Source organism: Agromyces sp. NSFZ (assembly GCF_056156205.1).
This window is the reverse complement of sequence record NZ_CM149585.1, coordinates 216,759-235,842: the sequence shown is the minus strand read 5'-3', so window position 1 is coordinate 235,842 and position 19,084 is coordinate 216,759. Positions and strand designations below refer to the sequence as shown.

Below are 19,084 nucleotides of genomic sequence, written 5' to 3'. Positions count from 1 at the left end.
CGTCATGACCCTCCCCGACCTGTGGAACCTCGACGGACGCATCGCCATCGTGAGTGGAGCGGGAAGCCCCATGGGCATCGGCTTCGCTGCGGCGAAGGCCCTCGGGGAGCTCGGTGCCGGCATCGTGCTCACGGCAACCAGCGAGCGCGTCCTCGAGCGGGCCGAGGAACTGCGCGACGCGGGCATCACGGCCACCGGGTTCGTGGCGCGTCTCGACACCGAGGACCAGGTCGACGATCTCGCCGCGGAACTCGCGGCCGCCGGCATCCGTCCCACGATCGTCGTGAACAACGCCGGCATGATCGCGACCGGCGACCCCGAGATGCTCCACGGCGACGGCACGATGCCGCTCGCCGACTGGAACGCCAGCCTGGCCATGAACCTCACCACGGCGTTCCTGCTCACCAGGGCGATGCTGCCGGGCATGCGGGAGGTCGGATGGGGCCGTGTGATCTGCGTCTCGAGCGTCTCGGGGCCGCTCATGGCATCGAAGGGCGACGTCGGCTACGCCACGGCGAAGGCCGGCATGCTCGGCTACGTGCGCGCCCTCGCGGTCGACGAGGCGCTCTCCGGCATCACCGCGAACGCCGTGGCCCCCGGCTGGATCGCAACCGCGAGCCAGCTGCCGAGCGAGGCCGAGGAGGGACTGCTGGTGCCGCTCGCGCGCAGTGGTCGGCCCGAGGAGGTCGCCTCCGCGATCGCCTGGCTCGCGACGCCCGGCGCGGCCTACGTCACCGGCCAGCTCATCCCGGTCGACGGCGGGAACGCCATCGCCGAGGAACGCCGCTGACGCATCGCTCGTCCCCGGGTGAGGGAATGCTCGGCGACGACCTCGACTTGCACCTCACATGAGCGCGATCGAGGTCGGCCCCATCCCCGACGAGGTCGACGATGCCGGACGCAGCATCGACCGGGTGCTCGAGCGCCTGCGCTGGCGGGTGCTCGAGTTCGGTCACCGCCACCTCCCGGCGGCCGCGGTCGTGCACGACCACGGCCGCGGCATTCGGTTCCACTACGTCGCCGACGGCGCGCTCGAGCTGCGCCGCGATCGCGGCGAGGCGCTCACGATGCAGACCGGCGACTTCGTGATGCTGCCGTTCAGCGGCTCGGCGCAACTTCGAGCTGCTCGGTCGGCGCGGCTCCTCAGCGGCTCCCTCGCGCTCGAGCACGCCGAGGCGTTCGCGACGTCGGCGATGCCCGAAGTGCTGTTCGCCTGCGGCTTCCGGGTGCAGGAGCCGTTCTTCGCGTCGCTCCTCGAGACCATGCTCGCCGAGGCGTCGAGCGAGCGAGCCGGCAGCGGATCCGTCATCGATCGGCTCGCCGATGTCGTGGCCTCGGCCGCGGTGCGCATCTGGCTTGAGCGCGGCTGCGGCAGCGCCCGGGAATGGCTCGCGACCGCGCGCGACCCGCACCTCGGCCGCGTCATCGAGGCCATCCGCGAGGACCCCGGCTCACCGTGGACGGTCGAGTCGCTCGCCCGCCTTGCCCGAGCGTCCCGATCGCAGTTCGCGGAGCACTTCAAGGACGCCGTCGGCGATACGCCTGCCCGCTACCTGACTCGCGTGCGAATGGAACGAGCCGAACGGATGCTCCGCGACGGCGCCTCGGTCGGCGATGTCGCCTACCGGCTCGGCTACGAGAGCGAGGCCGGCTTCAGCCGCGCCTTCCGTCGGCACGCGGGCGCTCCGCCCGGCAGTTGGCGCCGAGCCGTCGCGCGACTCGGCGCCGAGTCGGCTCCCGTCAGCGAGCCCGTGCCGAGCTGAGGGCGACGCCGCCGAGCACGGCGGCGATTCCGCCGGCGATGAACGCGGCCTGCACCCCGACCGAGTCGACGAGGAGTCCGCCGACGGCGGCGCCGATCGTGATCGCGATCTGGAATGCCGCGACGATGAGCCCGCCCGCGCTCTCGAGCCGCTCGGGGGCGACGTGCGCCACCCAGGTCTGCACCATCGTCGGGACGGCCCCGAAGCCGACGCCCCAGACGAACACCGTGACGAACGCCATCGCGAGGCCCGACCCGGCGATCGCGAACAGCGCGGTTCCCACGCCGATCGCGATCGGCGCGGCGATGACGAGCGCGCGCAGCCGCCGGTCGGCCAACGGGCCGGCGACGAGGTTGCCGATGAAGCTCGCGACGCCGAACACCATGAGCAGGACGGCGAGCAACCCGGGCGTGAGCCCGTCGATCGTCTCGAACGCCGGCCGCAGGTAGGTGAAGCCCATGAAGTGCCCGCCGGCGATGAGCACGATCGCGAGCACGCCGAGCGCCACCACGGGCGTGAGCGCCGTCTGCAGCAGCGATCGGAAGCCCGGTGCCCCGCTCGGCGGCACCGACGGCAGCGTCGAGAGCTGCGCGGCGAGCGTCAGCACGCCGGCGCCTGCGGCGAGGAGGAACACCGCCCGCCATCCGAGCAGCTCCCCCAGGTAGGCACCCGCCGGCACCGCGGCGATCGTCGCGAGCGACACGCCCGTGTTCACGATCGTCATGGCCCGACCGAGCCGGTCGGCCGGCACCAGCTGGGCGGTCACCGCCAGCGACATGGCCCAGAACCCGGCGATCGAGATGCCGAGCAGCAGTCGGGCGGCCAGCATGAGCCCGAACGCCGGCGCGACGGCGACGAGCACATTGGAGGCGATGGCGAGGGTCGTGAGTCCGGCCATCACCCAGCGCCGGTCGAGTCGCGGCAGGCTCGACACGACGAGCGGTCCGCCGATGATGCCGATGATGCTCGTCGCGGTCACGAGCTGACCGGCGACGCCCTCGGTGATGCCGAGGTCGGCGGCGATCGGCGAGAGCAGGCTCGCGGGCAGGAACTCGCTCGCCACGAGCGTGAAGATGCCCAGTCCCAGCGAGACGACGGCGAGCCAGTCGGCCGGACGGACGGTGGGCGTGGTCGACGCAGCGGGCGATTGCGCCGCCGTCGAAAGCGTGTCGGTGGACATGGTGCTCCTTCAGGTCCACTCCAGACTCCCGTCGGCGCGCCGAGCGCACCCGACCGATCGTCGCCGAGACCCGACCGTTCCTCCGGAGATCGGCGCCGCGGTCACGTCAGGATGCCGCGCTCCCCGTCTGCGCGCCACGAGGCTCTGCCGTGGCATCCGCCCGACGACGCCCGAATCGGCTGCGCACTCCCCAGGCCGTCACCCGGATCATGGCCTCGATCACGATGGCCGGGCTCATCTTCGAGCGGCCCCGCGTGCGTTCCACGAACGTGACGGGAACCTCCACGATGGTGAGACCGGCGTCGCGGGCGTGCCACAGCATGTCGACCTGGAACCCGTAGCCACGCGTGTGCACGTCCTCGAGCCGCAGTCGACGCAGGGCGTCTGCGCGGAACACGCGATACCCGGCCGTCGCATCACGCGTGTGGAGGCGCAGCGCGGCGCGCGCGTAGGCGCTCCCCCACCGCGAGAGGAACTCGCGGTGCCGTGGCCAGTTCTCGATGGCCCCGCCCGGGACCCAGCGCGAGCCGATGACGAGGTCGGCGGGACCGGCGGCCCCGACCGGGTCGAGCGCGGCGAGGAGGCGTGGCAGCTGCTCGGGCAGGTGCGACCCATCGGCGTCGAGTTGCACGATGGGGTCGTAGCCTCGCTCGAGCGCCCAGCCGAACGCGTCGAGGTAGGCGGCGCCGAGGCCGTTCTTCGCGGTGCGGTGGAGCACGTGCACCGCACCGTCGGCCGTGGCGAGTCCGTCGGCGAGCGCGCCGGTGCCGTCGGGCGACGAGTCATCGACCACGAGCACGGATGCCTCGGGCACCGCCGCCCTCACCCGCTGGACGGTGTCGGCGAGGCTCTCGCGCTCGTTGTAGGTCGGGATGACCACGAGGGGCCGCGACATCCGTGTACTCCCCTCGATGCGGTGCTGGCACCATCGTACGGGTCGCCGCCCGCACGGACCACTGTCGCCCCGAAACGGCCAACGTGCCGCGATCCGGAGTGGATCGCAGCACGTTCGCCGTCGTCGCGATGCCGGGTCAGGCGGTGGCGTTCCGCAGTCCGTACACCGACTCGTGCCACGGGATGAAGAACCGCTTCGCCTCGTTGACGATGAGGTACAACACGAGTCCGATCACCGACAGCAGCAGGATCAGCGCGAAGGTCCTGGCCGCATCCAACGAGTTCATCGCCGACACCACGAGGTTGCCGAGGCCGTCGTTGCCGCCGAGGTACTCGCCCACGATGGCACCGATCGTCGCGAGCACGATGCCCACCTCCATACCCGCGAACAGGTACGGCTGGAGGCTGCGCATCTCGAGCTGGAAGAAGGCCTGGCTTCGCGTCGCATTGAAGCTCTGCATGACCTCGCGGTGGCCCTGCTCGACCGAGCGGACGCCGAGGAGGACGTTGAGCATCACGGGGAAGAACGCCAGGAGCGCTGAGAGGACGATCTTCGAGGTCAGCCCGAAGCCGAACCAGATCACGAAGAGCGGCACGAACGCGACCTTCGGCGCGACCTGCGTGATCACGATGAGTGGACGCAGGCTGAGTTCCAGCCAGTGCACCTTGCCGAGGACGACGCCCACGACGAGGCCCGCGACCACGGCGATGCTGAAGCCGATCAGCACCTCCGTGACCGTGACGAGCACGGCGTCCCAGGTCCTCGACTCCCCGAGCAGGGTCACGAGGGACTCCCACACCATCGCGGGCGGCGGGAAGATGAACGTGTTCACGTTCATGGTGGTGACGATGACATGCCAGGCCACGATGATCAGGACGACCAGCGTGGGCGTGACGATCCAGGGCAGGATCTTCAGCATTCGGGTCTGGTTCACGTCATTCCTCCTCGTCGAGGTCGTGCCGCAGGGCACGAACGATGTCATTGAATTCGGGGGTCGTCTGCAGGTCGACCGAGCGCGGCTTCGGGAAGTCGGCCGGCAGGATCTGGCGGATCCGGCCCGGCCGCGGCGTCATGTGCACGACGCGATCGGCGAGGAACACCGCCTCGGGGATGTCGTGGGTGACGAACACCACGGTCGACGTCGTCTCCATGACGATCCGCTGCAGTTCGAGGTTCATCCGCTCCCGGGTCAGGGCGTCGAGCGCACCGAAGGGCTCGTCCATGAGGAGCAGTTCGGGCTCGGTGCTGAGTGCGCGGGCGATCGCGGCGCGCTGGCGCATGCCGCCCGAGAGCTCTCGTGGATACGAGCGCTCGAAGCCCGTGAGACCGACGAGCGCCGCCAACTCGGTGGCCCGGGCGCGTCGCTCGCGCTTGCCGACGCCGCGGAGCTTCAGCGGCAGGGCGATGTTGTCGAGCACCGAGAACCAGGGGAACAGGTTGCTCTCCTGGAAGACGAAGCCGAGCTTCGTGATGGCGGAGGAGTCGACGTGGTTGTTGTCGCGCCACAGCGACTTGCCGTCGACCTCGATCGTCCCGGTCGTCGGCGGCAGGAGTCCGCCGATCATCCGGAGGAGCGTGGTCTTGCCGCAGCCGGAGCGGCCGATCAGTGCGACGAACTCGCCGCGTTGGATCGTCAGGTCGATTCCCGAGACCGCGTGCGTGACGCCGGCCTTGGTGTGGAAGTCACGACCGACTCCCGTGATCAGGAGCCGAGGGGTCTCGGTGCCCGCTTCGGACGTCGGAATGGTCGGCGTCATCATGTCGTTGCTCATCGGGGCGACACTGCCTCTCTGTTCGGGTTCTCCCCGGTTCTCATCGGGTTGGTCCCGGACCGCCCCGCCCGCGTGAGCGGGGCGGACCCTGGGGGAACGGTGTGCAATCAGTCAGTGGGGAGGTAATCGCTCGTGATCCACTCCTCGGGGTTTCCGCTGCCCTTGAGCAGTCCGCCCTTGGTGTACGTCTCGTACGCGCTGTTCCAGGCGTCGAGGTCGTTCTCGAGCAGGCCCACCGTGCCCGACTCGTCGGCCCACGTCTTCGACGTGTAGACCTCGAGCGCGCCGACGGCCACCTCGTCGTCCTGCAGGGCCGGGAAGTCCCAGTCACCGCTCTCGCGCAGGACCTCCAGGACGTTCGCGAAGTCGTTCTCCGCGTCGTCGATGACGGCCTGCGTGGCCTCCTTGATCGCCGCGAGGAAATTCTCGATCTGCGCGACGCGCTCGGGGTTCTCGAGGTTCGACTTGGTCGTGATCCAGGTCTGCAGGTCGGGCACGTCACCGAGGCCGGCGTCGCTGACCACCGCGTCGTCGTTCTGCTGGGCGATCGCGAGCGAGGTGTCGAGGCTCACGACGTAGCCGCTGAGCGTGCCCTGCTTCACGATCTCGTACGTCGCCGCCGTGACCGGCACGGCCTGGCGCGTGACCGAGTCACGCGGCACGTCGGCGTCGTCGAGCGCGAAGTTCAGCATCTTCTCGCTCGTGCCGCCGATGGAGCCGAGGCCGATGACCTCGCCCTCCATGTCCTCGGCGGATTCGATGGGCTTGTCCTCCGTCGAGATCACGCGCAGGTTGGACTTGCGCGCCATGGTGCCGACCGCGACGATCGGCTGGCCGTCCTCCATGCCGGGGAAGACGTCGACCGTGCTCGCACGGGTGATCGGCGCCGCCCCTCCGAGCAGGGTCTGGATCGCCGCCGCGGTGCCCTGCACGGGCTGCAGCTGCACGTCGAGGCCGTGCTTCTCGAAGTACCCGCCGGAATACGCGTACATCTCGGGGGTGAAGGTGAAGGACTCGAGCGGAAGGAAGGTGACGACCACCATCTTCTCGAGCTTCTCTGGGGCCGCCTCGCCGTTGGTCTCGCCGGACGTCGTGCCCTGGCCCGCGCAGCCCGTGAGCGCGAGCGCTCCGGCTGCGACGAAGGCCGCGGCGATGCGTGCGAAGCGTTTCTTCGACGGTCTGGCGGTCGGATGCGCCACTGCTGTGATCATGTCTGACTCCTGTGTCAAATCCACCCGCCCGCATCGTTGTGGACGGCAGGTCGAGTCTGCCCAGTGCCGGATGCCTATCCCAATGGGGTTTTCATCAAGCGAAAAGCATCTCATTGCCGCGGTCGGGGCTGCAACGCAGGCCGACCACCCGTCCCCGGGCGGGGCAGGCCGTTCGGGTGTCGCGGTCGCCCCCCACCCCGCCGAACGTGTGCAGATCCGCCGAGAGCGTCCGCGGACGCAATTGTGCTGGACGGATCTGCACGCGTTCGCGGACGCGCGGGGGCCGGGTCAGTCGCGGGCCTCGACCTTGCTGTACGAGAACGGATGCTCCCGCGGCGGGTTGAGGGTGAACACCTCGACCACGGCCGAGACGCCGGCGTTGTTGGCACCCGCGACCATGATCTGGATCGACGTGGGGTGGCTGAGCACGCGCACGGTGTCGGGATCGTCGGATGCCGCGGCCGTGTCGGGCATCGAATCCGGGTGGTTCGACGCCAGGCGCCAGCGCGTCTTGTGCGACAGCGCGTCCTTGCCGACCGCCACCAGCTCCGAGCGCGGACGGGTGGCGTGCTCGAACACGAAGTCGCGCAGATCGTCCTTGCTCCAGCCCGCCGACGCGAACACCTCGGCGTGCTCGGGCACCAGCACGAGCAGCGCGCTCGTGTACTCGTGGATGAGCGAGCCGGTACGTCGGATCGTGTCCACGAAGTCGAGGGCGAGCTGCTCGGGGTCCATCGTGTGACGCGCCTCGATGTGCATCACCGAGCGGATCACGTACGCCGTCACCACGCTGTCGGATGCGTCGAAACCGTGATCGGTGTGCAGCGGCGCCCAGGGGCTCTGCTCCTCGTTCTCGCCGATGCACGCCGAGTACTTCGCCGGCGTGCCCTGCGTCGCCTGGTCGAGCTTGTGCGGGTGCAGGCCGAAGACGTTGATGAGGCCGAGGCGGATGGCACGACCGATCGTGGCGTTCGCACGGAAGCCCGACCCGAAGATGTTGCCCTGGCTGTTGAGCCCGATCTCGTTCCGGATGGGACCGTTCACGACGAGGAACGGCGCCGTTCCCGTCGTGCTCTGCCAGATGCCGCGCGCCGGGTGCGGCTCCTTGGCGATGGCCTCCCAGGCCGCGACCACGACGGGGAAGTACTCGGGGCGGCATCCGGCCATCGCGGCGTTGACGGCGGCGAGCCGCACGGTCATGTGGCGGTTCAGGTGGGTGATCGTGAAGAGGACCTCGCCGGGGTCGCGATCGACCGTGGCGAGGAACTTCGACAGGTAGCCCTCGGTCACCGGCACGACCGGGAGCCCGTCGGTCCACTCGCGATCCCAGTAGTGCTCCAGCACCTCGCGGAGCTGTTCCACCTCCGCTTCCGCTTCCGCTCCGGGCACCTTCGCCTCTTCCAATGTCGTCGTCATCTCAGCCCTCCACTCCCAGGATCCGCAGCACCTCTGGCAGCGCGGTCAGCGCGCGCTCCCTGACCTCGTCCGCGCTCAGGCTCGCGACCGGGTGCTGCACCGCGTAGAAGTCGAAGCCGGGGAATCCCTGCACCGTCGCCATCGCCTGGCCCGACATCAGGAACGAGTCGGAGGTGATGCTCACGGTCGGCACGCCGGCGCGCTCGAGCATGATGCCGTCGGCCACGGTGGCCGCGCTGCACGAGCCGCAGTCCCCGACGGCCGTGATCACCACGTCGCACTCGTCGACGATCTGGTCGAGGAGCGCCTCCTTCACGGGAGTGCCGAAGTAGTCCTTCGTGTACATGCGCGCCTCGCCGGCGCCGTAGTGCTCCTGCAGCTCCTTCGCGATCTCCTCGAGGAGCATCGTCGCGTTCGGCTTCGTGTTGTCGAGGAGCCCGATCGTCAGCCCCTTGAGGCTCACTGGACGGGGTGACAGCGTGCTGTCGGTCGCATGCTCCTCCATTCCCGTCGGATCGAGCAGAAGTTCGTGTAGTGCCATCTCGACATGCCTCTCATCGCGGTCGTCAATCTGGCGACAGGATGACACGCGCCGATTCGCGGGCCACAGTGCCACTTTCACTGGATGAAAAGACTCCTGTCGAACGGGGCCGAAGCACGAGAGGCTTTCGGATGTCGCGATCGGCGAGGACGCCGGCGCGCGTGAGGAGTGAGCATGACCGTAACACCCGCGATCTCGACGATCGACGACATCACCAGCCTGGCCGGCCGAGAGCTCGGACCGTCGTCGTGGCGGGAGATCACGCAGGACGACATCGATCGCTACGCGGACCTCTCGGGCGACGACAACCCGATCCACGTCGACGCCGAGGCCGCCGCGAGGTCGCCGTACGGCGGGACCATCGCGCACGGGATGCTCACGCTCAGCATGGTGGTGCGCCACCTGCGCGAGATCTACCGGGTGCAGGGCGCGAGCATGGGCATCGTGTACGGGTTCAACAAGATCCGGTTCCCGAACGCGGTGCCGTCGGGTGCGCGCATCCGGGTGCGGGGTGTCGTGAAGTCCGTGACCGAGGTCGACGGGGGCTGGCAGGTCGAGCTTCCCCTGACCTTCGAGGTCGAGGGCGCCGAGAAGCCGGCGTGCGTTGCGGAGCTCGTCCTGAGGCACTACCGATGAGCGCGGGGCGCCTCGACGGCCGCGTGGCGATCGTCACGGGCGCGGGTCGGAGCCTCGGCCAGGCGTACGCGATCGCGCTGGCCGACGCCGGGGCCGCCGTGGTGGTGAACGACGTCGACGAAGCGAGCGCCGCCGCGACCGTCGAGCGGATCACGGGCGCGGGTGGCCGCGCGGTCGCGTCGATCGGCGCCGTCGGATCGGCCGAGACCGCCCAGGCGCTCGTCGACGCGGCCCATGAGTCGTTCGGCCGCCTCGACGTGCTGGTCGCGAACGCCGGAGTGCTGCGCGACCGCGTGCTCTGGAAGATGAGCGACGACGACTTCGACGCCGTGGTCTCGACCCACCTGCGCGGCGCCTTCACCTGCGGTCGTGCGGCCGCGAGCTACCTGCGCGAGCAGGGCGAGGGCGGACGCATCATCGTCATCGGGTCGCCGGCCGGGCAGTTCGGCAGCTTCGGGCAGACCAACTACGCCGCGGTGAAGGCCGGAGTCGTGGCGATGGCCCGCACCTGGTCGCTGGAGCTCGCACGCGCGGGAATCACCGCGAACGCGGTCGTGCCCGTCGCGCTGTCCCCGATGACGGCGACGATCCCCAAGTACCAGGAGGTCTACGAGCGGTACCTGGCCGGCGAGCCGATCCCGGCACGGTATCGTCACGACAACGCCCTCGGGACGCCGGAGGATGTCGCCCCGCTCATCGTCTGGCTCGCCTCCGACGATTCGCAGGAGGTCACGGGCCAGGCGATCGGCATCGGCGGCGACAAGCTCACCCTGTACTCCCACCCGGCCGAGCTCGCGGTCGAGTACGCCGACGGCGGGTGGAGCGCCGACGGCATCGGCGCCGCCTGGCGTACCAGCTTCGCTTCCCGCGCCCAGCCCTCTGGGCCGCCCGCCCGCAACGGAGGAGACCAGTGACGGCCGCACCCCACTACAGCGATCTCTGGCAGGGGATCGCCCGCGATGACCCCGAGCGGCTCGCGATCATCACCCGCGACGACACCGTCACGTACGCCCGGTTCGCCGCGGAGGCCGGCGCCCTCGCCCGGTACCTCACCGAGCGCGGTCTTCGACTCGGGGATGCCGCGGCCATGCTGCTGTACAACCGGCCCGAGTACCTCACCTTCATGTGGGCGTGCCTCTCGATCGGCGTCGCTCCGGTTGCGATCAACTACCGGTACCGGGCGGGGGAGGTGCGGGCGCTCCTCGTCGATTCGGGCTCCAAGGTGCTGCTCGCGCCGACCTCGCTCGGCGCGATCGCCCACGATGCCGCCGCGGGCCTCGAACCGCCGGTCGGCCTCATCACCGTCGACGACGGCGGCGAACCCCTGCCCGGCGCCGTGCGCTACGACGACCTCATCGCGGCGGGCGGCACGATGCCGGCCGCCGCACCCCGCGGCGCCGACCTCCGGCTCTACACCGGCGGCACCACCGGCATGCCGAAGGCGGTCGTCTGGGACCTGGACACCCTGCTCGTGGCCCGACAGCAGTCGACGTGGGGGGTCATCGGCATCACCCCTCCCGACGACGTCGAGGGAGCGATCCGCATCGCGGTCGACCCTTCGACGCCACGCGTGGTCACGCTCCCCCTCACCCCGCTCATGCACGGAACCGCCCAGTCGACGACCATGGGCACGCTCGCGCTCGGCGGTACCGTCGTGCTCCATGCGGCGCCCCGCATGGACATCGACGAGGCACTGCGGCTGGCGACGGAGCACCGGGCGAGCCGCCTCATCGTCGCGGGCGACGCCCTCGGCCTGCCGCTCGCAGAGGCCGCCGAACGCTCGCGCGTCGGATTGCCGCACGTCGAGTCGATCTTCAGCTCGGGAATGCGATTCAGCGACGACGTCAAGCGGCGTCTGCACCAGCTCGGCGACCTCACGATCGTCGACATGCTGGCCTCCTCCGAGGGCGGCCCGTACGCCTTCGGCATCACGAGGAGCGTCGACGACCTGCCGGCCAGATTCGTCATCACGCCGGGCACGGTGCTGCTCGACGAGGAACTCAACGAGATCCAGGCCGAGGCGGGTGCCCTCGGGATCCTCGCCTTCCGAGGCATCCTGCCCGCCGGCTACTACGGCGACCCCGAGAAGACGGCCGAGAACTTCCCGACCATCCGCGGCCATCGGTACGTGATGCCGGGCGACTGGGCCAGGGCACGCGGTGACGGCTCGATCGAACTGCTCGGCCGGCTCAGCGCCGTCGTGAACACGGGCGGCGAGAAGGTGTTCCCCGCCGAGGTCGAGCACGCGCTGCTGGAGCATCCGGCCGTCGACGACGCCGTCGTCTACGGCATGCCGCACCCGCGCTTCGGCGAGGTGGTGAGCGCCACCCTCGCACCCACACCCGGCATGACGATCGACATCCCCGAGCTGCTCGCCCACCTCGACGAGCGCCTGGCCGGCTACAAGAAGCCGCGCCACGTGTTCGTTCGCGACTCGCTCGAGCGCACCCCCACGGGCAAGGTCGAGCTCGAACGGATGAAGGCGGATGCCGCCGCCGAACTCGCGTCGCGGCAAGCGACCGATCGCGAAGCGGCCCCGCGCGAAGCGGCCCCCCGCGAACCGGCGGGACTGGGCGGATGAGCGTGGGCGACTGGCCGGGATTCGACCTCGACAAGCTGACTGCGATCGATCTGCATGTGCACGTGCAGATCGACGGCTCGGGCCGCACCGCCTCGCCCCCCGCGTTGTCGCAGGCGATGGCGGCGTACTTCAAGAGCAGCCACGGGCCGCGCAGCGTCGACCAGACCGCGGAGTACTTCCGGGAGCGGCGGATCGGCGCGGTGGTCTTCACGGTCGACGCGACCACGAACCTCGGCCACGCGCCCAACAGCGTCGACGACCTCGTCGAGGGGGCGAAGCGCAACGCCGACGTGCTCATCCCGTTCGGAAGCGTCGACCCGCTGCAGGGCGAGGCCGCCGTCGAGGAGGCTCGGCGCCAGGCGCTCGAGCTCGGCGTCCGCGGCTTCAAGTTCCACCCGACCGTGCAGGCGTTCGACCCGTCGTCGCCCGAGTACACGCCGCTGTTCACCGCCATCGAGGAGCTCGGCCTGCCGATCATCGTGCACACCGGGCAGACCGGCGCAGGCGCGGGCCTTCCCGGCGGGTGGGGGTTCCGCCTGTCGCTGTCGAACCCGATGCTGCTCGACGACGTCGCGGCGCGGCATCCGGACCTCCAGGTCGTGATGGCGCACCCGAGCGTGCCGTGGCAGGACGAAGCGCTGTCGGTCGCAACCCACAAGGCGAACACGTGGATCGACCTGTCGGGCTGGTCGCCGAAGTACTTCGCGCCGTCGCTCGTGCGCGCGGCACGCACGTACCTCAAGCACAAGGTGCTCTTCGGCACGGACTTCCCGGCCCTCACGCCCGAGCGGTGGCTGGGCGATTTCGACGGACTCGAGCTCGACGGCGAGGTCCGGCAGCTCATCCTGAAGCAGAACGCGGTGCGATTGCTGGGGCTCGGCGAATGAGCATGGCTGCGCCGACCGACCTGTTCGGCTACACCGAGCTCCTCTCCGACGTCGAGCACGCGAAGCTGCAGTCGCTCCGAGACCTGCTGGAGGAGCGCGCCCGCCCGCACCTCACCGAGTGGTGGGAGCGTGGCGAGTCGCCGGCGCACCTGCGCGCCGAGCTCGCCGCGCTGCGCCTGGAGGACGATCCTGCGCTGCTCGGCGACGACGGCCGTCCGAGTGCGATCTACCTCGGCTTCAAGCACTTCGAGTTCGCGCGCTTCGACACGTCGATCGGCACGCTCTACGGCGGCCAGGTCGGCATGTTCCGCACCGTCGTGCGCGAGGGCGGGTCGCCGGAGCAGGTGGCGAAGTGGGATCCGCTGATCCCGTCGTTCGAGTTGAGCGGATGCTTCGCCCTCACCGAACCCCAGCACGGGTCGGATGTCGCGGGCGGCCTCGAGACGACCGCCACGCGCGAGGGCGGCACCTGGCGGATCACGGGACACAAGCGGTGGATCGGCAACGCCGCACTGTCGGACGTGATCCTCGTCGTTGCGAAGGACGCCGCCGACGGACGGGCCAAGGCGTTCCTCGTGCCACGCGAGGCGCCGGGCGTGACCGTCACCGACATCGGCGGCAAGATCAGCCTGCGCATGGTGCGCAACGGCGACATCGTGCTCGACGACGTGCGGGTCCCCGAGTCGGATCGCCTGCAGCGCATCGAGTCGTTCCGGGACATGTCGGCCATCCTCGCGAAGCTGCGGTTCGTGATCGGGTGGAATGCCGCCGGCCTGCAGACGGGCGCCTACGAGGCGGCGCTCGCGTACGCGCTCCGCCGTGAGCAGTTCGGGCGACCCATCGCGGGGTTCCAGCTCATCCAGGAGAAGCTCGCGCGCATGCTCGGCAACGCGACCGCGACGCTCGCGATGGCGGTGCGGCTCACGGAGCTCGCCGAACGCGGGCCGTTGGGCGACGAGCATGCCGCGCTGACCAAGACGTGGGCGGCCGACCGAGCCCGCGAGACCGTCGCGCTCGGCCGCGAGATCTGCGGCGCCGAGGGGATCCGTGTCGACCACGACGTGGCCCGATACTTCGCCGACTGCGAGGCGCTGTACACGTTCGAGGGCACGCACGAGATCAACTCGCTCATCGTCGGGCGGGCCATCACCGGGCTGAGCGCGTTCACGCGCTGAGGTTCCGGATCACCGCGGGGACGATGGCACTGATCGCGAGTGCGAGGCCCGGTGCGGCCGCATCCGTGAGCCCGCCGAACACCGCGGCGCCGAGTGCCGCCCCCAGCGTCACCGCGGTGTCGATCCAGCTGTTCGCCTCGGTGCGCACCCGCGGATCGGTGCGCGCATCGGCGGCGACCAGCAGATGAGACGGTGCGCACCTGGCGCACGACGACCCGTCTGCTGGAACTGCTCGACGAGAGCTGAGCGCTCGCGAGCGGATTCAATCGAGCGGATGCCCCTGCGAGAGCAGGCCGCGGGGGTCGTACTGCGCCCGGATGTCCCGCAACCGTGGCAGGTTGGTCCCGTAGTACGCCTCGGCGTCGAGCAGCCGGTCGGAATCGGCGAAGTTCTGGAATCCCCGTCCGGTGCTCGCAGCGCGCGTCGCGGCAGCCATGCGCTCCAGGTGCTCCGATGCGGCATCCTGCGCCTCCGTGGATGCGTGCAGCGGAAGCGTGGTCGTCAGTTTCAGGAGGAAGGCGGCGTCGCGGTGGACGAAGGCCGTGTCCGTGGCGGCGGTGCGATTGTAGGCGCCGCCCCACGGCATGAAGTCGAGCTCGCTCGCGTGCTCGCCGTGCCGGTCACCGGTCAGCACCTCGAGAAGCCGAGCGCTGGTGCGTGACGGCATCGGGCGGTCGAAGTACTGCGACGTCGAGTACAGGAGCTCCGGTGTCGGTGCCGTTGCGGGCGAGTCATCCTCCGCGGCTCCGGTCTCGGCAGGAGGCCGGCCGAGGTCGGCCCAGAACCGCGTCGCGCCGCGGTAGTCGGTCACCGCCACCTCGATGCCCGCGGCGGCGACATCCGGCTCGCCGAGCTCCCGAGCGAATCGGTGCATCCGAGTCCCTGCTTCGCCCGGGTCGCCGAACCACGTGGCGTAGAGGTCGACCTGCGGCTCTGCACCAGCAGGCACGGTCACCTTCAGGCTGGCGGCAAGGGCATCGGGCTGCTCGGGCGCCCACCGCTGCCATGCGGAAACGGCGTTCGAGGCGGCGGCGATCGGCCACCGCGCGTGGAAGTCGACCGCGTGCTCGGGTACGGGTACCGCGTCGAAGGTGAGGCTGGTGACCACGGCGAGTCCGACGGTACCGCCGCCCCGAAGCGCCCAGAACAGGTCGGCGTACTGGTGCGCGTCGCACGTGACGATGGTGCCGTCCGCGAGGACGGCCTCGGCCGCGATGAGTCGGTCGCTGGTGACTCCCCAACGGCGACCCAGGATGCCGAGCCCTCCGCCGAGCGCGAGCCCGGCGATCCCGACCGTCGGGCAGGTGCCGCCTGCGATGGTCAGGCCGAGCGGGATCAGGGCGTCGGAGATGGAGCCGAGCTGGGCTCCGGCGCCGACGATGACCCGGTTCCCATCGACGGCGATGCTGTGCATGCGACTGGTGTCGATCACGATTCCGGGGGTCGTCGACCGGCCGGCGAAGCTGTGACCGCCGCTTCGGATCGCGACGGGCATGCCGTGCTGCCGGGCGAAGGCAAGCCCGGTGACGACGTCGCGACTGGAAGCGCACTGCACGACGATGGCGGGGCGCACCTCGCGGTAGCGGCCGTTGAAGGTGCGGATCGCCTCGGCATATCCGGGAACCTCGCCCAGCAGCACTTCGCCGTCGAGGTCGGCGCGGAGCCCGCGCACTGCCTCGATCTCCATCGAGATCCTCCCCCGTGGCTCGCCGGCCCGGCCGGGCCTCAACGGGCCCGCTCCCAGGTGATCTCCTCGAGCGGGTGTCGCTCGTCGCTCGTGCCGGGCCCCGGCTCGTCCCGCCCTCCCCCCACAGGCATGCCGATCGCCGCCATGGTGGTGACCTCCCAGTGCTCGGGGATCCCGAACTCGAGCGTGACGCCGTCGCGGTCGAAGGCGCGGAACTGGTGGACGAAGAGCCCCATCGCGTGGGCCTGGAAGGTCATGTGGGCGGCCGCCTGTCCGAGGTCGTACTGCGCGAACTCGGAGTACTCCAGGTCGCTGTCCTCGACGAATCGATGCGCGAGGTTGGCGACGAGGAGGCTCGCATCGGGGGCCCATCTCGTCGAGCTCCGCGCGAGATGGGCGACGAGCCGCCGGTGGACGCGGTCGCCGCGCCGCCCCACGATGAACGACCACGGCTGCGAGTTGCCGGCCGACGGGGCACGGCCTGCCGCCTCGAGCAGGAGGTCGACCTCTCCACTCGACACGGTGTGCCCCGCGTCGAATCGCACGGGGCTGTAGCGGTCCCGTGCGAACGCGTGGGGCAGGACATGGGCGCCGGCGGTCACACAGTCGGCAACCGCGGCTCGACGGGAGCTATTCCGGCTCTTCACCAGTGGTGAACCTGCCTCGCAGGTCGAACGTGGTCTCCGGACCCGCCGTGATGTCGAGGTGCAGCCCGCGAGCCGATGCCGTGCCGACCGTCAGAGATCGAGGAAGTCGCCGAGCCACGATCGGACCGATGCGAGACACTCCGTCGAGACCTGACCCGTCACTCGCGTCAGGCGGTCGCGGGAGAGGGTACGCGGCTGCTCCGTCATGATCCAGGACGGCTGGTCGAGCCCGCTGGGCCCGGCGACCCGGACGTGATTCGGCCATCCACGGTCGGTCGTCGTGATCGGCAACGCGATGACGAGGGTGGTGACGGCGTCCAGATATCCGTCAGAGGCGATGACGAGAACCGGTCGATGCCCGCCCTGCTCCCGACCGCGCACCGGCTCGAGAGCGGCCCAGGCGACGAGGCCCGGGCCGAGTTCCGGCCCCGTCACGAGTCGGTGTCAGTCAGTTCGGTTCGCTCCCACTCGGCGGACTCAGCCGCATGCGTTTCGGCATCTGCAGGGGTGGAACGGGCGATGGCTGCCTTCAACAGGCTCAGTCGCCGCCTGCGATCTTCGGCATCCGCGAGGCGAGCAAGGTGCGCGCCGAGCGTGAGCCCGTCTCGCGCGGCCTGCTCCTTCAAGCGGTCGCGAAGCTCGTCGCTCACCTTGATCGTCGTGGTCATACTCGAAGTATACCGACGTGTCAGAGGGCCTTCCGCATCTGCTGCGTGACGATTCCATACCCGGCGGAGGTGTACAGGCCGACGGCGGTGGCGTTGCTCCCGAAGACGTTCAGCTCGAGGGCGGCGGCGCCCGCCTGCCGAGTCGCCTCCTCCACCGCGGACAGGAGCGCGCGACCGAAGCCGGCCCCGCGCCTGGTCTCGAGGATCTCGATGTCGTAGAGGAATGCGACATCCGGTGCCCCGCGGGGGTGGTCGAGACTCACCCAGGCGCGGCCGACCGGCTCGCCGTCGGCATCGAGTCCACGGAGCATGAGCATGCGCGCCGTTGCGAGTCCCTCGGGCAGGAGTTGCGCGTTCTCGTCACGGGCTCGCTGTACCGCGCCCGCCTCGGGCCATCGCCCGGCGGCGATCTGCTCCGCGGCGTACTGCTCCGCGAGCTCGGACTGCCAGGCATCGAACTCGTCCTGCGTCATGGGACGAATCGTCACGGTCGTCATCGAGCCATCCTGACACGCACTCGCGACGGCTGCGACGGTCACGCGACGTACGACTCGTGCGCCTCGTACCGCACGAGCGTCGGCCGCGCGGCGAGCAGTTCGGCGAGGCCGGGTACGGCGCCCTCCCCCGCCCGGAAGCCGCGATACGCCTGCTCGTCCTCCCATGACGCCCACGTCTCGTACAGGGTCCAGTGTGCCGGGTCCTCGCGGTTCACGAGCCATTCGAGCCGCTCGAATCCGGGGAAGGCCCGGGTGTCCTCGAGCAGGTCCGCCACGACGGCTCGCGCCTCCTCGAGTCGAGCCGGATCCATGCGGAACTCGACGATCGCGATGTGTGCCACGGTGCCTCCTCGGTGCGCGGCATCCGTCGACTCGCGATGTGCGCCCTCGGACCATAGCTCAGCACTCGCCGGACGCACCAGCGGTCCACCACGCAGTGGAAAGCCGCTGGACCGCGATCCGGTCGTCTGCCACCATCGCAGGCGCCCCCGACCCGCGAGGGCGCGCCCACCCGTCGGGCGCCACCGCCGACACTGGAGCCTGCATGCGATACACGACCCTCGGCGCGAGCGGCCTGCGCATCTCGCGCCTCATACTCGGTTGCATGTCGTACGGCGAGCCCGACCGCGGTGCGCACGGCTGGTCGCTCGGCCTCGACGACTCGCGCCCGTTCTTCCGGGCGGCGGTCGAGGCGGGCATCTCGGTCTTCGACACGGCCAACGTGTACTCCCTCGGCTCGAGCGAGGAGATCACGGGACAGTTGATCCGCGAGTTCACGCGCCGCGACCAGGTCGTCATCGCGACGAAGCTCGGCATGCCGATGGGCTCGGGGCCGAACGACGCCGGTCTCTCCCGCGGCGCCATCATGACGCAGGTGGACGACTCCCTCCGTCGCCTCGGCACCGACTACATCGACCTCTACCAGATCCACCGCCTCGACCACCGCACACCCATCGAGGAGACCATGCGGGCGTTGCACGACGTGGTCGCCTCGGGGAAGGTGCGCTATCTCGGGGCATCCTCGATGCACGCGTGGCAGTTCGCGAAGATGCAGTACACCGCCGACCTCCACGGTTGGACCCGCTTCGTCTCCATGCAGGACCAGTACAACCTGCTCATGCGCGAGGAGGAGCGCGAGATGCATCCGTTCTGCGTCGACCAAGGCGTCGGCGTCATCCCATGGAGCCCGCTCGCGCGCGGTCGCCTTGCCCGCGAATACGGTGCGCCGAGCCCGCGGCTCGAGCTCGACGCGACCGGCGCGAACCTCTACCGCCAGGACGAGGAGTCCGACCGCGCCATCGCCGCGGCCGTCGGCGAGATCGCGGACGAGCGCGGCGTCTCGAGGGCCCGGGTCGCCCTGGCGTGGCACTTCGCGAAGCCCGTGGTGTCGGCCCCGATCATCGGTGTCACCAAGCCCGAGCACCTGGAGGACGCCGTCGCCGCGCTCGAACTGGAACTGACCTCCGATGAGGTCGAGCGCCTCGAGGCGCCGTATCGCCCGCGCAATCCCGAGGGCTTCGCCTGAAGC

The 19,084-nt window shown here is 70.2% G+C and carries 22 protein-coding genes; 8 read left to right on the top strand and 14 right to left on the bottom strand.

The genetic code is table 11. The annotated features are described in order from the left end of the window. The first annotated feature begins 4 nt into the window (after nt 1–4). Entirely contained in the window at nt 5–790 is a 786-nt protein-coding gene (locus ACVFI9_RS01130) for an SDR family NAD(P)-dependent oxidoreductase (protein WP_474764213.1), read from the top strand. Between the two features lie 58 nt (nt 791–848). After that, on the top strand, nt 849–1,763 hold the full coding sequence (locus ACVFI9_RS01125; RefSeq protein ID WP_474764212.1) for a helix-turn-helix domain-containing protein: 915 nt from the start codon (nt 849–851) through the stop codon (nt 1,761–1,763). Here ACVFI9_RS01125 and ACVFI9_RS01120 read toward each other — a convergent pair. The 7 genes from ACVFI9_RS01120 to ACVFI9_RS01090 all read right to left on the bottom strand — a co-directional run bounded on the left by ACVFI9_RS01120 (nt 1,741) and on the right by ACVFI9_RS01090 (nt 8,778). Further along, entirely contained in the window at nt 1,741–2,943 is a 1,203-nt protein-coding gene (locus tag ACVFI9_RS01120) for an MFS transporter (protein ID WP_474764211.1), read from the bottom strand. The two genes, ACVFI9_RS01125 and ACVFI9_RS01120, sit on opposite strands and share 23 nt — an antisense overlap. 106 nt (nt 2,944–3,049) lie before the next feature. Next, the gene (locus ACVFI9_RS01115) at nt 3,050–3,838 is read right to left on the bottom strand and encodes a polyprenol monophosphomannose synthase (RefSeq protein ID WP_474764210.1); all 789 of its coding nucleotides are present in this window, start codon (nt 3,836–3,838) and stop codon (nt 3,050–3,052) included. Between the two features lie 136 nt (nt 3,839–3,974). Continuing rightward, nucleotides 3,975–4,772 (bottom strand): ABC transporter permease, encoded by a 798-nt coding sequence (locus tag ACVFI9_RS01110; RefSeq protein WP_474764209.1) that lies wholly within the window; start codon nt 4,770–4,772, stop codon nt 3,975–3,977. A gap of 1 nt (nt 4,773) precedes the next feature. After that, a complete protein-coding gene (locus ACVFI9_RS01105) occupies nt 4,774–5,610 on the bottom strand; it encodes an ABC transporter ATP-binding protein (RefSeq protein WP_474764208.1) in 837 nt (278 codons plus the stop codon). A gap of 107 nt (nt 5,611–5,717) precedes the next feature. Beyond that, nucleotides 5,718–6,821 carry an ABC transporter substrate-binding protein gene (locus ACVFI9_RS01100; protein ID WP_474764207.1) on the bottom strand — a complete coding sequence of 368 codons (1,104 nt, stop codon included), beginning with the start codon at nt 6,819–6,821 and terminating at the stop codon, nt 5,718–5,720. Between the two features lie 288 nt (nt 6,822–7,109). Further along, nucleotides 7,110–8,237, bottom strand: coding sequence for a hypothetical protein (locus ACVFI9_RS01095; protein WP_474764206.1), 1,128 nt, complete (start codon nt 8,235–8,237; stop codon nt 7,110–7,112). 1 nt (nt 8,238) lies between these two features. Further along, entirely contained in the window at nt 8,239–8,778 is a 540-nt protein-coding gene (locus tag ACVFI9_RS01090) for a UGSC family (seleno)protein (RefSeq protein WP_474764205.1), read from the bottom strand. A gap of 174 nt (nt 8,779–8,952) precedes the next feature. Here ACVFI9_RS01090 and ACVFI9_RS01085 point away from each other — a divergent pair, with 174 nt between their 5' ends. From ACVFI9_RS01085 to ACVFI9_RS01065, 5 genes are read left to right on the top strand one after another with little or no spacing between them, the layout of a single operon-like run. Beyond that, the gene (locus ACVFI9_RS01085) at nt 8,953–9,414 is read left to right on the top strand and encodes a MaoC family dehydratase (RefSeq protein ID WP_474764204.1); all 462 of its coding nucleotides are present in this window, start codon (nt 8,953–8,955) and stop codon (nt 9,412–9,414) included. Next, nucleotides 9,411–10,328: an SDR family NAD(P)-dependent oxidoreductase gene (locus tag ACVFI9_RS01080; protein ID WP_474764203.1), complete on the top strand. Its 918-nt coding sequence runs from the start codon at nt 9,411–9,413 to the stop codon at nt 10,326–10,328. Before ACVFI9_RS01085 ends, ACVFI9_RS01080 begins: the two co-directional genes overlap by 4 nt. Beyond that, nucleotides 10,325–11,995: an AMP-binding protein gene (locus ACVFI9_RS01075; RefSeq protein ID WP_474764202.1), complete on the top strand. Its 1,671-nt coding sequence runs from the start codon at nt 10,325–10,327 to the stop codon at nt 11,993–11,995. The genes ACVFI9_RS01080 and ACVFI9_RS01075 overlap by 4 nt, the downstream gene beginning before the upstream one ends. After that, complete coding sequence (locus ACVFI9_RS01070; protein ID WP_474764201.1) at nt 11,992–12,882, top strand: amidohydrolase family protein; 891 nt, start codon at nt 11,992–11,994, stop codon at nt 12,880–12,882. Before ACVFI9_RS01075 ends, ACVFI9_RS01070 begins: the two co-directional genes overlap by 4 nt. 2 nt (nt 12,883–12,884) lie before the next feature. Next, entirely contained in the window at nt 12,885–14,057 is a 1,173-nt protein-coding gene (locus tag ACVFI9_RS01065) for an acyl-CoA dehydrogenase family protein (protein ID WP_474764200.1), read from the top strand. Here the strand turns inward: ACVFI9_RS01065 and ACVFI9_RS01060 are convergent. The 7 genes from ACVFI9_RS01060 to ACVFI9_RS01030 form a co-directional block, all read right to left on the bottom strand. Then, on the bottom strand, nt 14,047–14,205 hold the full coding sequence (locus ACVFI9_RS01060) for a hypothetical protein (RefSeq protein WP_474764199.1): 159 nt from the start codon (nt 14,203–14,205) through the stop codon (nt 14,047–14,049). The genes ACVFI9_RS01065 and ACVFI9_RS01060 overlap by 11 nt on opposite strands. 114 nt (nt 14,206–14,319) lie before the next feature. Beyond that, nucleotides 14,320–15,744, bottom strand: coding sequence for an FAD-binding oxidoreductase (locus ACVFI9_RS01055; protein ID WP_474764198.1), 1,425 nt, complete (start codon nt 15,742–15,744; stop codon nt 14,320–14,322). Nucleotides 15,745–15,782: 38 nt separating this feature from the next. Beyond that, entirely contained in the window at nt 15,783–16,265 is a 483-nt protein-coding gene (locus ACVFI9_RS01050; RefSeq protein ID WP_474764197.1) for a nitroreductase family protein, read from the bottom strand. A gap of 216 nt (nt 16,266–16,481) precedes the next feature. Next, entirely contained in the window at nt 16,482–16,826 is a 345-nt protein-coding gene (locus tag ACVFI9_RS01045; protein ID WP_474764196.1) for a type II toxin-antitoxin system PemK/MazF family toxin, read from the bottom strand. Then, nucleotides 16,823–17,059: a ribbon-helix-helix protein gene (locus ACVFI9_RS01040; protein ID WP_474764195.1), complete on the bottom strand. Its 237-nt coding sequence runs from the start codon at nt 17,057–17,059 to the stop codon at nt 16,823–16,825. The genes ACVFI9_RS01045 and ACVFI9_RS01040 overlap by 4 nt, the downstream gene beginning before the upstream one ends. A gap of 20 nt (nt 17,060–17,079) precedes the next feature. Continuing rightward, nucleotides 17,080–17,556 carry an N-acetyltransferase family protein gene (locus ACVFI9_RS01035; RefSeq protein ID WP_474764194.1) on the bottom strand — a complete coding sequence of 159 codons (477 nt, stop codon included), beginning with the start codon at nt 17,554–17,556 and terminating at the stop codon, nt 17,080–17,082. Nucleotides 17,557–17,594: 38 nt separating this feature from the next. Next, on the bottom strand, nt 17,595–17,897 hold the full coding sequence (locus tag ACVFI9_RS01030) for a putative quinol monooxygenase (RefSeq protein ID WP_474764193.1): 303 nt from the start codon (nt 17,895–17,897) through the stop codon (nt 17,595–17,597). A gap of 203 nt (nt 17,898–18,100) precedes the next feature. On the opposite strand from ACVFI9_RS01030, the gene ACVFI9_RS01025 reads away from it, so the two are divergent. Then, a complete protein-coding gene (locus ACVFI9_RS01025; protein ID WP_474764192.1) occupies nt 18,101–19,081 on the top strand; it encodes an aldo/keto reductase in 981 nt (326 codons plus the stop codon). The last annotated feature ends 3 nt before the right edge of the window (nt 19,082–19,084 follow it).

What these genes read in the sequence shown, in the direction of transcription:
- ACVFI9_RS01095 (WP_474764206.1), bottom strand. Translation starts at nt 8,237, where the DNA reads ATGACGACGACATTGGAAGAGGCGAAGGTGCCCGGAGCGGAAGCGGAA.
- ACVFI9_RS01040 (WP_474764195.1), bottom strand. Translation starts at nt 17,059, where the DNA reads ATGACCACGACGATCAAGGTGAGCGACGAGCTTCGCGACCGCTTGAAG.
- ACVFI9_RS01055 (WP_474764198.1), bottom strand. Translation starts at nt 15,744, where the DNA reads ATGGAGATCGAGGCAGTGCGCGGGCTCCGCGCCGACCTCGACGGCGAA.
- ACVFI9_RS01065 (WP_474764200.1), top strand. Translation starts at nt 12,885, where the DNA reads ATGGCTGCGCCGACCGACCTGTTCGGCTACACCGAGCTCCTCTCCGAC.
- ACVFI9_RS01120 (WP_474764211.1), bottom strand. Translation starts at nt 2,943, where the DNA reads ATGTCCACCGACACGCTTTCGACGGCGGCGCAATCGCCCGCTGCGTCG.
- ACVFI9_RS01130 (WP_474764213.1), top strand. Translation starts at nt 5, where the DNA reads ATGACCCTCCCCGACCTGTGGAACCTCGACGGACGCATCGCCATCGTG.
- ACVFI9_RS01125 (WP_474764212.1), top strand. Translation starts at nt 849, where the DNA reads ATGAGCGCGATCGAGGTCGGCCCCATCCCCGACGAGGTCGACGATGCC.
- ACVFI9_RS01085 (WP_474764204.1), top strand. Translation starts at nt 8,953, where the DNA reads ATGACCGTAACACCCGCGATCTCGACGATCGACGACATCACCAGCCTG.
- ACVFI9_RS01070 (WP_474764201.1), top strand. Translation starts at nt 11,992, where the DNA reads ATGAGCGTGGGCGACTGGCCGGGATTCGACCTCGACAAGCTGACTGCG.
- ACVFI9_RS01100 (WP_474764207.1), bottom strand. Translation starts at nt 6,821, where the DNA reads ATGATCACAGCAGTGGCGCATCCGACCGCCAGACCGTCGAAGAAACGC.
- ACVFI9_RS01115 (WP_474764210.1), bottom strand. Translation starts at nt 3,838, where the DNA reads ATGTCGCGGCCCCTCGTGGTCATCCCGACCTACAACGAGCGCGAGAGC.
- ACVFI9_RS01035 (WP_474764194.1), bottom strand. Translation starts at nt 17,556, where the DNA reads ATGACGACCGTGACGATTCGTCCCATGACGCAGGACGAGTTCGATGCC.
- ACVFI9_RS01105 (WP_474764208.1), bottom strand. Translation starts at nt 5,610, where the DNA reads ATGAGCAACGACATGATGACGCCGACCATTCCGACGTCCGAAGCGGGC.
- ACVFI9_RS01080 (WP_474764203.1), top strand. Translation starts at nt 9,411, where the DNA reads ATGAGCGCGGGGCGCCTCGACGGCCGCGTGGCGATCGTCACGGGCGCG.
- ACVFI9_RS01025 (WP_474764192.1), top strand. Translation starts at nt 18,101, where the DNA reads ATGCGATACACGACCCTCGGCGCGAGCGGCCTGCGCATCTCGCGCCTC.
- ACVFI9_RS01090 (WP_474764205.1), bottom strand. Translation starts at nt 8,778, where the DNA reads ATGGCACTACACGAACTTCTGCTCGATCCGACGGGAATGGAGGAGCAT.